This window comes from Methylopila capsulata (assembly GCF_016907975.1).
Lineage (GTDB): Bacteria > Pseudomonadota > Alphaproteobacteria > Rhizobiales > Methylopilaceae > Methylopila > Methylopila capsulata.
The window spans coordinates 220,925-235,154 of the sequence record NZ_JAFBCY010000002.1 but is presented as its reverse complement, the minus strand read 5'-3'; the positions used below and the strand labels follow the sequence as shown (position 1 = coordinate 235,154).

10 protein-coding genes are annotated in these 14,230 nt (G+C 69.0%); 7 read left to right on the top strand and 3 right to left on the bottom strand.

Annotation, left to right across the window (positions count from 1 at the left end):
• Nucleotides 1-78: 78 nt before the first annotated feature.
• Nucleotides 79-1,047, top strand: coding sequence for an SPFH domain-containing protein (locus JOD31_RS06800; RefSeq protein ID WP_204950396.1), 969 nt, complete (start codon nt 79-81; stop codon nt 1,045-1,047).
• Nucleotides 1,048-1,052: 5 nt separating this feature from the next.
• Nucleotides 1,053-1,505, top strand: coding sequence for an NfeD family protein (locus JOD31_RS06795; RefSeq protein WP_204949556.1), 453 nt, complete (start codon nt 1,053-1,055; stop codon nt 1,503-1,505).
• 153 nt (nt 1,506-1,658) lie between these two features.
• On the opposite strand, the gene JOD31_RS06790 is transcribed toward JOD31_RS06795, so the two are convergent.
• The gene (locus JOD31_RS06790) at nt 1,659-2,432 is read right to left on the bottom strand and encodes an ABC transporter permease (protein ID WP_020187982.1); all 774 of its coding nucleotides are present in this window, start codon (nt 2,430-2,432) and stop codon (nt 1,659-1,661) included.
• Nucleotides 2,429-3,355, bottom strand: a complete 927-nt coding sequence (locus tag JOD31_RS06785) for an ABC transporter ATP-binding protein (protein ID WP_204949555.1) — start codon at nt 3,353-3,355, stop codon at nt 2,429-2,431. The genes JOD31_RS06790 and JOD31_RS06785 overlap by 4 nt, the downstream gene beginning before the upstream one ends.
• A 387-nt stretch (nt 3,356-3,742) precedes the next feature.
• Here JOD31_RS06785 and JOD31_RS06780 point away from each other — a divergent pair, with 387 nt between their 5' ends.
• Nucleotides 3,743-6,046 carry an FdhF/YdeP family oxidoreductase gene (locus JOD31_RS06780; protein WP_204949554.1) on the top strand — a complete coding sequence of 768 codons (2,304 nt, stop codon included), beginning with the start codon at nt 3,743-3,745 and terminating at the stop codon, nt 6,044-6,046.
• A gap of 32 nt (nt 6,047-6,078) precedes the next feature.
• The gene (locus tag JOD31_RS06775) at nt 6,079-6,363 is read left to right on the top strand and encodes a hypothetical protein (RefSeq protein ID WP_204950395.1); all 285 of its coding nucleotides are present in this window, start codon (nt 6,079-6,081) and stop codon (nt 6,361-6,363) included.
• A 22-nt stretch (nt 6,364-6,385) separates the two neighbouring features.
• Here the strand turns inward: JOD31_RS06775 and JOD31_RS06770 are convergent, their stop codons facing one another.
• Entirely contained in the window at nt 6,386-6,928 is a 543-nt protein-coding gene (locus tag JOD31_RS06770; protein ID WP_204949553.1) for a DUF3617 domain-containing protein, read from the bottom strand.
• 384 nt (nt 6,929-7,312) lie between these two features.
• Here JOD31_RS06770 and JOD31_RS06765 point away from each other — a divergent pair, with 384 nt between their 5' ends.
• The 3 genes from JOD31_RS06765 (at nt 7,313) to JOD31_RS06755 (ending at nt 14,058) form a co-directional block, all read left to right on the top strand.
• On the top strand, nt 7,313-9,277 hold the full coding sequence (locus JOD31_RS06765; RefSeq protein WP_204949552.1) for an acyl CoA:acetate/3-ketoacid CoA transferase: 1,965 nt from the start codon (nt 7,313-7,315) through the stop codon (nt 9,275-9,277).
• A gap of 236 nt (nt 9,278-9,513) precedes the next feature.
• Complete coding sequence (locus tag JOD31_RS06760; protein ID WP_204949551.1) at nt 9,514-10,704, top strand: efflux RND transporter periplasmic adaptor subunit; 1,191 nt, start codon at nt 9,514-9,516, stop codon at nt 10,702-10,704.
• 138 nt (nt 10,705-10,842) lie between these two features.
• Nucleotides 10,843-14,058: an efflux RND transporter permease subunit gene (locus JOD31_RS06755; RefSeq protein WP_204949550.1), complete on the top strand. Its 3,216-nt coding sequence runs from the start codon at nt 10,843-10,845 to the stop codon at nt 14,056-14,058.
• The last annotated feature ends 172 nt before the right edge of the window (nt 14,059-14,230 follow it).

The following is a 14,230-nucleotide window of genomic DNA, read 5'->3' as shown; positions in this document are numbered from 1 at the left end:
CGCCGCCGCCCTTGCGGCTTGCGTTCGCAAGGCCGTTGGCGCCTCATGGCGCCGCCAAAAAGGGGGACCTCGTTTATGCTGTCCGGCTTCGACATCGTCGCGATCGCGGCGGCGCTGCTGATCATCTTCGTCATCTTCGCCGGCGTGAAGACGGTCCCGCAGGGCTTCAACTACACCGTCGAGCGCTTCCAGAAGTACACCCGGACGCTGGACCCCGGCCTCACCATCATCGTGCCGTTCATCGACCAGATCGGGCGCAAGGTGAACATGATGGAGCAGGTGCTCGACATCCCGAGCCAGGAGGTCATCAGCCGCGACAACGCCAGCGTGACGGTGGACGGCGTCGCCTTCTACCAGGTGATCGACGCGGCCCAGGCCTCCTACGAGGTGACGAGCCTCGAGCGCGCGATGATGGCGCTGACCATGACCAACATCCGCTCGGTGCTGGGCTCCATGGACCTCGACCACATCCTGTCCCAGCGCGACGAGATCAACATCAAGCTGCTGCACGTGGTCGACGCCGCCGCCGGGCCCTGGGGCGTGAAGGTCACCCGCATCGAGATCAAGGACATCACCCCGCCGGCGGACCTCGTCGCCGCCATGGGCCGGCAGATGAAGGCCGAGCGCGAGAAGCGCGCCTCGATCCTGGTGGCGGAGGGCGCGAAGCAGGCGCAGATCCTGGAGGCCGAGGGCCGCAAGGAGGCCGCCTTCCGCGACGCCGAGGCGCGCGAGCGGCAGGCGGAGGCCGAGGCGCGCGCGACCTCGCTCGTCAGCGAGGCGGTGGCGCGCGGCGACATGGCGGCGCTGAACTACTTCATCGCCGAGAAGTACGTGGACGCCATGAAGGCGCTCGCCACCTCGCCGAACCAGAAGACGCTGATCGTGCCCTATGAGGCGACGGCGCTGATCGGCTCGCTCGCCGGCATCGCCGAGATCGCGCGCGACACCTTCGGAAGCGACGGCGGCGCGACGCCGGCCGCCCGGACCTCCGGGTCCCGGCGCGGAAGCGTGCCGAACGCCGGCGCGTCTCCGGCGTCGGGGGCCTGAGGGCGGTGCTGGTCGAACTGATCGGCGGCCTCGGGCCGTGGCGCTGGGTGGTGCTCGGCGTCGCGCTGCTCGCGATCGAACTCGTGGCGCCCGGCACCGTGCTGCTGTGGCTGGGGCTCGCGGCGATCGCCGTCGGCGCGCTGGCCTTTCTCGTCGATCCCGGCTGGCAGACCGAGGTGCTGGCCTTCGCCGTGCTCGGCCTCGCCGCCGCCGTGGGCTGGTGGTTCTTCGGCCGCCGCGACAACGCCGCGGTCAGCGACCGGCCGCTCCTGAACCGGCGCGCGCACGCCTGCGTCGGGCGGGTTCTGTCGCTCGACGAGCCGCTCGTCGATGGCGCCGGCCGCGTGCGGATCGACGACACGGTCTGGCGCGCGACCGGCCCGGATCTCCCCGCCGGCGCGCGGGTGCGCGTGATGGCCGCCGAGGGCTCCACGCTGAAGGTGAAGCCGGCGGACTGAGCGGCAAACACGCGGCGTCGTTCCGGCTGCAGCGAAGCGGAATGCCGGAACCCATCCCCCGCCGTTGTCGGAAAACCTAAAAGCGGCGGGGTGTTAGGTCCCGGGACTTCGCCCGGAACGACGCGCGGGGCTGCTTGCTTTCGGGATGCGCCGTCACGCCTTGAGGCGATAGCCCGTCTTGAAGATCCAGCGGATCGCCACGAGGCAGGCCAGCAGGAACACCATCGTCATCGCGAGGCTCACCCCGATGTGGACGTCGGCCTTGCCGGTGAAGCTCCAGCGGAAGCCGCTGACGAGATAGACCACGGGGTTGAACAGGCTGACCGCCCGCCAGAAGGGCGGCAGCATGTCGATGGAGTAGAAGCTGCCGCCGAGGAAGGTGAGGGGGGTGATCACCAGCAGCGGGATGATCTGCAGCTGCTCGAACCCGTCCGCCCAGACGCCGATGATGAAGCCGAACAGGCTGAAGGTGAAGGCCGTCAGCAGCAGGAAGGTCACCATCAGGACCGGGTGCTCGATGGTGAGCGGCGTGAACAGCGAGGCGGTGGCGAGGATGATCAGGCCGATGACGATCGACTTGGTCGCCGCCGCGCCGACATAGGCGACGACGATCTCGAGGTAGGACACCGGCGCCGACAGGATCTCGTAGATCGTGCCGGCGAAGCGCGGGAAGTAGATGCCGAACGAGGCGTTGGCGATGCTCTGCGTCAGCAGCGAGAGCATGACCAGGCCCGGCACGATGAAGGTCCCGTAGGGGACGCCGTCGATCTCCTGCATCCGCTGGCCGATGGCCGCGCCGAACACCACGAAATAGAGCGAGGTGGAGATCACCGGCGAGATCACGCTCTGCATGATCGTGCGGAGCGCGCGGGCCATCTCGAACTTGTAGATGGCTCCGACGGCGCGCAGGTTCACGGAGGGGGTCATGCGCGCTCTTTCACGAGATCGACGAAGATGTCCTCGAGCGAGGACTGGGTGGTGCGGATGTCCTTGAAGGCGACGCCCGCGGCCGTCAGTTCGGTCAGCAACGCCGCGAGGTCGGCGTGCTCGCGCGCGCCGTCGTAGACGTAGGCGAGCTCGCAGCCCTCCCGCCGCAGCTCCAGCCCGTAGCGGGCGAGCGACGCCGGAACCTCCGCCAGCGGCGCGCCGAGCTGCAGGATCAGCTCCTTGCGGCCGAGCTTGGCGATCAGCGCCGTCTTTTCCTCGACGAGGATCAGTTCGCCGGCGCGGATGACGCCGATCCGGTCGGCCATCTCCTCGGCCTCGTCGATGTAGTGGGTCGTCAGGATCACCGTGACGCCCGTGTCGCGCAGCTCGCGGATCAGCCGCCACATGTCGCGGCGCAGCTCGACGTCGACGCCCGCGGTCGGCTCGTCCAGGAACAGCACGCGCGGCTCGTGGGCCAGCGCCTTGGCGATCAGCACGCGCCGCTTCATGCCGCCGGACAGCGCCAGGATGCGCTCGTCCTTCTTGGACCAGAGCGAGAGGTCGCGGAGCAGTTTCTCGACGTAGGCCGGGTTCTTCGGCTTGCCGAACAGCCCGCGGCTAAACGCCACCGTGTCCCACACGCTTTCGAAACGGTCGGTCGAGAGCTCCTGGGGCACGAGGCCGATCAGCGAGCGCGCCGCGCGGTAGTCCGCGACGATGTCGTGGCCGCCGACCTGGACCGAGCCGCCGGTCGCCTTCACCAGACCGCAGACGATCGAGATCAGCGTGGTTTTGCCCGCGCCGTTCGGCCCCAGCAACGCGAAGATTTCGCCGGGCGCGACGTCGAGATCGACGCGCTTCAGCGCCTGAAACCCCCCGTCGTAGGTCTTCGACAGGCCGGAGATCGAAATGATGGATTGCATGCGGGACAGACGCCTTTGCTCCGTCGCGGCAGGCGACGGCGGACGCGCAATCTAATCACTCGACGTGGCCGGAAAAACCCTTCGCGGACGCGGTTTCGATATTGCGCCGCGGCATGATGCGATTTTCCTATCATATGATCGCGCTCGTAGATGACTCGAAATATTTGGAGCGATTCCTCGATCGTTCGATAGCCCGATCCGATAGTAAGGGTGGGAAATGCCTCCCTTGAATTGTTTTAGACTTCGCGCATAGGAGCCATGCAGCTTCTGCGTGCGGAGTATTCGATTGATCTGTTGTTGCAGTTGGAGAAATTCGGGATTATCTCGCAGATCGATTGCTGGCCCGATCGCGTAGGGCTCGCGCTTCTCCTTAGAATGGTTTGACCCATGGCCGAGGCGACCGCTCCCCTCAAACGCTCCCACGCCGCAGGCGGCTGGGGCGCTCTTCGCAGCTGCGGAAAGCACCTGATGGCGAGCGGCGCGGTCCTGACCGGCGCCAAGGCCATGCTGAAGGCGAACCAGCCCGACGGCTTCGACTGCCCGGGCTGCGCCTGGGGCGACCCGGAGCACGGTTCATCCTTCGAGTTCTGCGAGAACGGCGTGAAGGCGGTCGCCTGGGAGGCGACGGAGAAGCGCGCGACGCCGGCGTTCTTCGCGAAGCATACCGTGAGCGAGCTGCGCGGCTGGAGCGACTACGAGCTCGAGGGCCAGGGCCGGCTGACGGAGCCGATGGCCTACGACCGCGCGACCGACCGCTTCGTTCCCGTGAGCTGGGAGCAGGCCTTCGCCGGCATCGCGAAGGAGCTCAACGGGCTCGCCCATCCGGACGAGGCCGAGTTCTACACCTCGGGCCGCGCCTCCAACGAGGCGGCGTTCCTCTACCAGCTGTTCGCCCGGGTCTACGGCACCAACAATTTCCCCGACTGCTCCAACATGTGCCACGAGGCGAGCGGCGTCGGCCTGATCCAGGCGATCGGCGTCGGCAAGGGCACGGTGACGCTCGAGGACTTCCACCACGCCGACGCGATCATCGTCATCGGCCAGAACCCCGGCACCAATCATCCCCGCATGCTGGGCGACCTGCGCAAGGCCGCGCAGCGCGGCGCCCGTGTGGCGGTGCTCAATCCCGTGCGCGAGCGCGGGCTGGAGCGCTTCTCCGACCCGCAGGACAAGATCGAGATGATCCGCGGCGGGTCGACCTCGATCGCAAGCCACTATTTCCAGCCGAAGCTCGGCGGCGACATGGCCGCGATCCGCGGCGTGGCGAAGGTCGTGTTCGCCCGCGACGCCGCCGAGCGGGCGGCGGGCCGCGCGTCGCTGCTCGACGAGGCCTTCATCGCCGCGCACACCACGGGGCTCGACGCCTGGCGCGCGGAGGTCGAGGCGACCTCCTGGGGCGCGATCGAGGACCAGTCGGGCCTGACCTACGACGAGATCGAGACTCTCGCCGACGTCTACCTCGGCGCCGAGCGCGTCATCGCCACCTGGGCGATGGGCGTGACCCAGCACAAGCACTCCGTCGCGACCGTGCGCGAGATCGCGAACCTGCTGTTCCTGCGCGGTCATATCGGCCGCGAAGGCGCAGGGCTCTGCCCGGTGCGCGGCCATTCCAACGTGCAGGGCGACCGCACCGTCGGCATCAACGAGAACCCGCCGGCCTGGCTGCTCGACAACCTCGAGGCGGTCTACGGCAAGGCCATGCCGCGCAAGCCCGGCCACAACGTGCGGCACGCGATCGAGGCGATGGTCGAGGGCCGCTCCAAGGTCTTCATCGGCCTCGGCGGCAACTTCGCCCGCGCGACGCCGGACACCGAGGTCGTCGAGGCGGCGCTGCGGGCCTGCCGGCTGACGGTGCAGATCGCGACCAAGCCGAACCTCGGCCACATGTCGGTGGGCGAGGTCGCCTACCTCCTGCCGTGTCTCGGCCGCACCGAGATCGACCGCAACGCCAAGAAGGTCTCTCAGATCGTGACCGTCGAGGACTCGATGAGCATGGTCCACGGCTCCGGCGGCATCAACAAGCCGGCCTCGCCGCATCTGAAGTCCGAAGTCGCGATCATCTGCGGCATGGCGGCGGCGACGGTCGGCTCCGCCCATGTGGACTGGGCCGCCATGGCCGAGGACCACGACCTCGTGCGGGACGGCATCGCCCGCGTCATCCCGGGCTTCGAGGACTACAACGTCCGCGTCCGCCGGCCGCGCGGCTTCCGGCTGCGCAACCCCGCCGCCGAACGCCAGTGGGACACCCCCTCCCGCCTGGCGGAGTTCTCGGCCGTCCCGCTCCCGGTCGAGGTGGAGCATCAGGCGGCGCGCCGGACCGGCGGCCAGTTCGTGCTGCAGACCTTCCGCAGCCACGACCAGTACAACACCACGATCTACGGCCTCGACGACCGCTACCGCGGCGTCTACGGCGAGCGCCGGGTGATCTTCATGCACGCGGACGACATCGCCGCGATGGGATCGGCGCCGAACGCGCGGGTCGACGTGGTGGGCTCGGCCGACGACGGCCGCACCCGGCGCGCCGAGGACTTCCGCCTGATCGCCTACGACATCCCGCGCGGCTGCATCGCGGGCTACTATCCCGAGCTCAACGCCGTGGTGCCGTTCAACAAGGTCGGCGACCTCAGCGACACGCCGCTGTCGAAGTCGGTCCTGGTGTCGCTCGCGCCCCGCGCGGAGGCGGCGGCGTGACCGCGGCGCTCGCCCAGGACGAGACCGCCTTCATGGCCGCGGTCGAGGCCGTGACCGAGGCCGCGCCCGGACTGACGCCGCTGCACGCCGGGCTCGTGACGGCGCTGGGCGCCGGCGTCGCCGCCGACAGCCGCTCCTTCGCCAAGGTCTTCGGCCTCGCCCACGCGCTGGTGCTGCGCGCCGTCGCCGATCTCGCCGACGACCTCGGCCTCGTGGCTGTCGCCTCGCGCGACGCCCGCACCCAGCGCACCAAGCTGGCGCTCACCGACGCGGGGCGCACGCTCTACGGCGCGGCGGAGCGCCCGCGCGCGGCCTGAGGCGCCTCCGCGCCGCCGTCGCTCACTGGATGTTGGGCGAGGGCATGTCGCGGACGTTCAGCACGCGGCCGCCGCCGAGATCGATGTCGCCCGGCTTCATCGCGGCCTCGCACTCGCCGGTGCGCTTGGCGTTCAGCGTGGTCTGCTGGGTCATCGGCCCGCCGGGGGTGATGTTCTTCACCCCGTTCGGCGCATTGCTGCCGCTCATCTTCATGTCGGTCTTCATGGTGTAGGCGCTGTCGAAGTCGCCCGTCACCACCGAGTGCGACTCCGACTTCATATCGCCGAGCTGGCAGACGCTGTCGAGCACGATGGCGTCGCCGTCCTTCGTCTGCTCCTGCTTGGAGCACATGTTGGAGGCCATGCCGCTGAACTTCTCGTTCAGGAGCTTGTCGGTCTCGGCGTCGAGGCACATCCGGATCACCTGCGGCGGCATGGCGGCGGTGTCGACCTGGATCGACATCTCCCATTGGCCGGGCTTGCGCGGCGGAAGCTCGAAACCTGCGGCCGCTGCGGGGAGGGCGGCGGCGGAGGCGAGAAGAACGGCTGTGGTGAGCATGCGCATGGAAAATGTTCCCGATTTTTCCGCGGCACCATTGCGCGGCCGGCTTCACGGTTCAATCCCCCAACGGCGCCGTCGCGCCACGCCGCCCCACGGAGCCGCGGCCGTGAAGTATTGCCATGTTTATGCTGCGCTGCAGCAAGGCATTTGGAATGCCAGCGCAGACGCGCCGTTCCGCATCCCTGCGTTGAGCGGACGACAAGCGCGGGCGCGGGCGAGGCACAACTGTTCGCGAAATGCTCTTTTCTCCGGTCGCTCCAATGGTCTTCCTCCATAGGGAGCGATTGCACGGTCCGGAACGTATCCGTTACATTGACGACAAAGCGCAGAGCGCGGGCGTCGCCAGCACGCGGGCCGGCGCGGCGAAGGGTCAGGACACGGCTGGGCATGAAGAAGAACAAGGTCATCACGGCGGACGAGGCGATCGCGCTCATTCGGGACGGCGACGTCGTCACCACGACGGGCTTCGTCCAGAGCTGCATCCCGGAGGCGCTCCACGCGGCTCTGGAGAAGCGCTACGTCGAGAGCGGCGCGCCGCGAGACCTCACGCTGATCATGACCGCCGGCGCCGGCGACAGCAAAGGCCTCGGCACCGGCCGGCTGCACCACGACGGCCTGCTGAAGCGCGTGATCGCCGCCAACTTCGGCCGCATGCCGAAGGTGGCGGAGGCCGCCAAGGCCAACAAGATCTATGGCTACAACCTGCCCCAGGGCGTGATCTCGCAGCTCTACCGCGCCTGCGCCGCGGGCCAGCCCGGCCTGTTCTCCAAGGTCGGCCTGAAGACCTACGTCGACCCGCGCCTCGGCGGCGGCAAGGTGAACGAGCTGACCGACGAGGACATCGTCAAGCTGGTGGAGGTCGAGGGCGAGGAGTGGCTGTTCTACAAGGCCACCAAGATCGACGTCGCCTTCATCCGCGGCACCAGCGCCGACCCCCATGGCAACATCTCCATGGAGAAGGAGGCTCTCACCCTCGACGTGCTGGCCCAGGCCATGGCCGCTCGCAACAACGGCGGCGTGGTGATCGCCCAGGTGGAGCGCATCGTCGAGGACGGCTCGCTCCGCCCCAAGGACGTGCGCGTTCCCGGCATCCTGGTGGACTGCGTGGTCGTCGCCGAGGGCGAGATGCACCGTATGAACTACGGCGTGCTGCACAATCCGGCGCTGTCCGGGGAGGTGCGCGTGCCGGTCGCCTCCATGAAGAAGATGACGCTCGACGCCCGCAAGATCATCGCCCGTCGCGCGGCGTTCGAGCTGCCGCCGAACGGCGTGGTCAACTTGGGCGTCGGCGCCCCGGAGGGCATCTCCGCGATCGCGGCCGAGGAGAAGGTGACGCCCTACATCACCCTCACCACCGAGGCCGGGGCGGTCGGCGGCGTGCTGGCGAGCGGGTCGAGCTTCGGCGCGGCGAGCAACGCCGACTGCATCATCGATCAGAACCAGATGTTCGACTTCTACGACGGCGGCGGCCTCGACATGACCTGCCTCGGCATGGCCGAGTGCGACCGCTACGGCAACGTCAACACCTCGTCCTTCGGCGGCAAGCTGAACGGCTGCGGCGGCTTCATCAACATCAGCCAGAACGCCCGCGCGGTGGTGTTCGCCGGCACCTTCACGGTCGGCGGCCTCGAGGTGAAGATCGAGAACGGCGAGGTGAAGATCGTCAAGGAAGGCCGCTCGCGGAAGTTCATCGACCACGTCGAGCAGGTGACCTTCTCGGGCGAGTTCGCGGCGGAGCGCGGCCAGCCGGTGATCTACGTCACCGAGCGCTGCGTGTTCCAGCTCACCCGCGAGGGTCTCGAGCTGATCGAGGTCGCGCCGGGCATCGAGATCGAGGAGGACATCCTCGCGCACATGGACTTCAAGCCGATCGTGAGGAACCCCGGCCTGATGGACCGGCGCATCTTCATGGATGAGCCGATGGAGCTGAAGGCCGACCTGCTGAACCTGCGCCTGCCGGAGCGGGTGAGCTACGACCACGACCGCAACATCCTGTTCGTCAACCTCGAGGGCTGGCAGGCGCGCAGCAAGAACGACATCGCGGATCTGCGCCGCATCCTCGTCAACGCCTGCAAGGCGGTCGGCCGGCGCGTCAACTCGGTGATCAACCACGACGGCTTCAAGATCAGCGAGAACCTGTACGACGCCTACGCCGAGATGATCGAGTACATGTCGGAGCACCACTACCTGAAGACCACTCGCTACGCGACGAGCGCCTTCCTGCGCCTGAAGATGCAGGAGGCTCTCAGCCGTCGCGGCCTCGCGCCGCACGTGTTCGAGCGCCGCGAGGACGCCCAGGCCTACATCGAGCGCGGCGACGATCCGGAAGGCCGCGCGGTCGCCGCCGAGTGAGCTCACCCCCGCCCGCGGACGACCCTTCCGGAGGGTCGCCCGCGCGGGCGCTTCCACATAGCCGAGCCGATCTCCCGCCAGAGACCCTCCCGCGCGCCGCCTGCGAGCGCGTGCGAGGGTCTCTGGCGTTTTTCATACCGTTCGATATCTTTCGCCTTGACTCCCCGCCTCCGCAAATCTACCTATCGGTACCATACTGATCGGTATGGTTTTGCATCTTGCTGGGGACGCAAGCGATGGTCATTCGTTCCGCCCGCGCCGCCGCCTTGGGCGCCGCGGCCGTCCTGGCGTTCGCCGCCGTCATCCTGTCGCCGACCGGCGGCGTCTCCGCCGACGCGCCGGCCGCGCCGCAGGCGACGCCGGCGAGCGTCGCCGCGGTCGAGCCGCGCGACATCGTGGACTGGTCGAGCTTCTCCGGCCGTCTCGAGGCGGTCGACCGCGTCGAGGTCCGCTCGCGGGTCGCCGGCGAGATCCGGACCGTCCACTTCCGGGAGGGCGCTCTGGTCGCGAAGGGCGCGCCGCTCTTCACCATCGATCCCGATCCCTACCAGGCCGAGGTGGACCGCGCCCGCGCCGATCTCGCCGCCGCCCAGGCGCGGGTGTCGCTCGCCCGCAACGACCTCACGCGCGGCCGCCGCATGACCTCCGCCTCCACCATTTCCGAGCGCGATCTCGACACCCGCGACAGCGCGCTGCGGCAGGCGGAGGCCGCGGCGCAGGGCGCGCAGGCGGCGCTCCGGACCGCGGAGCTCAACCTCGGCTACACCGAGATCCGGGCCCCGGTCGCCGGCCGCGTCGGTCGGATCGAGGTGACCGTCGGCAATCTGATCGCCGCGGGTCCCGGCGCGCCGGCTCTCGCCAAGCTGGTCTCGGTCGATCCCGTCTACGCGAGCTTCGACGCCGACGAGGGCGCGGTGGCGCGCGCGCTCGCAAGCCTTCCCGGGGGCGGCGATCACGCCGACAAGCTCGCCGCCATCCCGGTCGAGATGACCACCGCGACCGGCGCGCCGGTCATCGGCCGCCTGTCCTATGTCGACCCCTCGGTCGACGCGACGGCGGGCACGGTGCGGCTGCGCGCGGCGTTCGACAATCCGGACGGCGCGCTGATGCCGGGCCAGTTCGCGCGGCTGCGGCTCGGCCAGGCCAAGTCCGCGCCGGCGCTGCTCGTCAGCGAGCGCGCGGTCGGCGTCGACCAGGACAAGACCTTCGTGCTGGTCGTGGGCGACGACCACAAGGCGATGTACCGCGAGGTCAAGCTCGGCGCCTCCGCCGACGGCCTCAAGGTGGTGCTGAGCGGCCTGAACGCCGGCGAGCGGGTGGTCGTGAACGGCCTGCAGAAGCTCCGCCCGGGCGCGCTGGTCGCGCCGGAGCCGGTCGGCATGGACGGCGCGAAGCTGGTCGAGCGCCAGGCCTCCGCGACCCGATGACGTGACGGCGTCCCGACCGGCCGCGAGGCCGCGCCGGGACGCCGCCGAGACCTGAACGCCTTTCCCTGCGCCTGCCCCCGCTCCGCCGCACGCCGGCGTCCGGGACGACGCCCAAGCTGCGACCCGAAGGCTCCGGCCATGAACGTCTCCAAGTTCTTCATCGACCGGCCGGTGTTCGCCGGCGTCCTCTCCGCGGTCATCTTCCTGGCGGGCCTGCTCTCGATCCCGGCGCTGCCGATCTCGGAGTATCCGGACGTGGTGCCGCCGCAGATCGTGGTGCGCGCGACCTATCCCGGCGCGAACCCGAAGGTCATCTCGGAGACGGTGGCGACGCCGATCGAGGAGCAGATCAACGGCGTCGAGGACATGCTGTACATGTCCTCACAGGCGACCACCGACGGCGTGATGACGCTGACCGTGACCTTCGCTCTTGGGGCCGATCCCGACAAGGCGCAGCAGCTCGTCCAGAACCGGGTGAGCCAGGCCGAGCCGCGGCTGCCCGAAGAGGTGCGCTCGCTCGGCGTGACGACGGTGAAGTCCTCGCCGGACCTGACCCTCGTCGTCCACCTCATCTCGCCCGACGGCCGCTACGACTCCAAATACCTGCGCAACTACGCCGTGCTGAACGTGAAGGACCGGCTGGCGCGCATCCGCGGCGTCGGCCAGGTCCAGCTGTTCGGCTCGGGCGACTACTCCATGCGCGTCTGGCTGGACCCGCAGAAGGTCGCCGAGCATGGCCTTTCGGCCTCCGACGTCGTCGCCGAGATCCGCGCCCAGAACGTGCAGGCGGCGGCGGGCGTCGTCGGCGGCTCGCCCGCGCCCTCGGACGTCGACCTGCAGCTCTCGCTCAACGCCCAGGGGCGGCTGCAGAGCGAGGAGGAGTTCGGCGACATCATCGTGAAGTCGGGCGCGAACGGGCAGATCGTGCGCCTGCGCGACGTCGCGCGGCTCGAGATGGGCGCCTCCGACTACGCGCTGCGGTCGCTGCTCGACAACAAGTCGGCCGTCGCCGTGCCGGTGTTCCAGGCGCCGGGCTCGAACGCGATCGAGATCGCGGACCGGGTGCGCTCCGAGATGGAGGACATCAAGGCCGGCATGCCGGACGGCGTGGACTATTCGATCGTCTACGACACGACCCAGTTCGTGCGCTCGTCGATCGAAGCCGTGCTCCACACGCTGCTCGAGGCTGTCGCGCTGGTCGTGCTGGTGGTGATCGTGTTCCTGCAGACCTGGCGGGCGTCGATCATCCCGCTGATCGCGGTGCCGGTCTCGATCGTCGGCACCTTCGCGGTGATGCACCTCTTCGGCTTCTCCATCAACGCGCTCAGCCTGTTCGGACTGGTGCTCGCGATCGGCATCGTCGTCGACGACGCGATCGTCGTGGTGGAGAACGTCGAGCGCAACATCGAGGAGGGCCTCAGCCCCCGCGCCGCCGCGCTGAAGGCGATGCAGGAGGTGTCCGGCCCGATCGTCGCGATCGCGCTGGTGCTGATCGCGGTGTTCGTGCCGCTCGCCTTCATCTCAGGGCTTACCGGCCAGTTCTACCGCCAGTTCGCGCTCACGATCGCGATCTCCACGGTGATCTCGGCGATCAACTCGCTCACCCTGTCGCCCGCGCTCGCCGCCCTCCTGCTGAAGGGCCACGGCGCGCCCAAGGACCGGCTGACGCGCGGGATCGACTTTCTGTTCGGCTGGTTCTTCCGCCGCTTCAACCGCTTCTTCGCCTGGAGCGCGGACAGCTACGGCCGCGGCGTGACCTTCGCCATCGGCCGCAAGCTGGTGATGCTTGTGCTCTACGCCGGGCTGATCGGCGTGACGGGACAGCTGTTCAAGACGATCCCCGGCGGCTTCGTGCCCGCCCAGGACAAGCAGTATCTCGTCGGCTTCGCCCAGCTGCCGGACGCCGCGAGCCTCGACCGCACCGAGGACGTGATCCGGAAGATGAGCGACATCGCGCTCAAGACTCCGGGCGTGAAGAACGCGATCGCCTTCCCCGGCCTCTCGATCAACGGCTTCACCAACTCCTCCAACGCCGGCATCGTGTTCGTCGGGCTGAAGGAGTTCGAGGAGCGCAAGGACCCGTCGCTCAACGCCGGCGCCATCGCAATGGAGCTCAACAAGCAGTACGCCGGCATCCAGGACGCGGTGATCGCGATGTTTCCGCCGCCCCCGGTGCAGGGCCTCGGCACCATCGGCGGCTTCAAGCTGCAGATCGAGGACAAGGCCGGCCGCGGCTACCAGGCGCTGGACGAGACCACGAAGGCCTTCCTCGCCCGGGCGAACCAGGCGCCGGAGCTCGCCGGCCTGTTCTCCTCCTATCAGGTGAACGTGCCGCAGCTGTTTGCCGACATCGACCGCACCAAGGCCCGCCAGCTCGGCGTGCCGATCGCGGAGGTGTTCAACACCCTGCAGATCTATTTCGGCTCGCTCTACGTCAACGACTTCAACAAGTTCGGCCGCACCTACTCGGTCCGCGTCCAGGCCGACCAGGACTACCGCGCCCGGGCCGAGGACGTCGGCTTCCTGAAGGTGCGCGCGACCTCGGGCGAGATGATCCCGCTGTCGGCGCTGATGACGGTGAAGCCCAGCGCGGGACCCGAGCGCGCCATGCGCTACAACGGCTTCCTCTCGGCCGACGTCAACGGCGGCGCGGCTCCGGGCTTCTCCACCGGCCAGGCGCAGGCGGCGGTCACCAAGATCGCGGCGGAGACGCTGCCGAAGGGCTTCACCTTCGAGTGGACCGAGCTGACCTACCAGGAGTTCATCGCCGGCAACTCGGGGATGATCGTGTTCCCGGTGGCGATCTTCCTCGTGTTCCTGGTGCTGGCCGCCCAGTACGAGAGCCTGACGTTGCCGATCGCGATCATCCTGATCGTGCCGATGGGCATCCTCGCCGCGCTGGTCGGCGTGTGGCTCTCGGGCGGGGACAACAACGTCTTCACCCAGATCGGCCTGATCGTGCTGGTGGGCCTGTCGGCGAAGAACGCGATCCTGATCGTGGAGTTCGCCCGCGAGCTGGAGATCGCCGGCCGCACGCCGCTGCAGGCCGCGGTCGAGGCTAGCCGGCTGCGGCTGCGCCCGATCCTGATGACCTCGCTCGCCTTCATCATGGGCGTGCTGCCGCTGGTCACCTCCACCGGCGCGGGCTCGGAGATGCGGGCCGCCATGGGCGTCGCGGTGTTCTCCGGGATGATCGGCGTCACCGCCTTCGGCCTGTTCCTGACGCCGGTGTTCTACGTCGTCATCCGCACGCTCGCCGGTGGCCGCAAGCTCAAGAGTCACGGGCACGAGCCGTCGCCCGCCGGTCCCGCGCCGACGGGACCCGGCCACGCCGATCCGCTCTCCATCGGTTAGGAGGGGCGGCGCGCGAAGCGTCCCACGCCCGCCCGCCCCTCCCGACGACGACGGCCGCCGACGATCCCCCGGCGGCCGTCGCTGTATTTGGGGGTGGATCGAGTAGGGCCGAACGATCGCCGCGGATGCGCCGCTCGTGTCCGGCCTTGAGCCGGAACACGAGGCGTGCGTC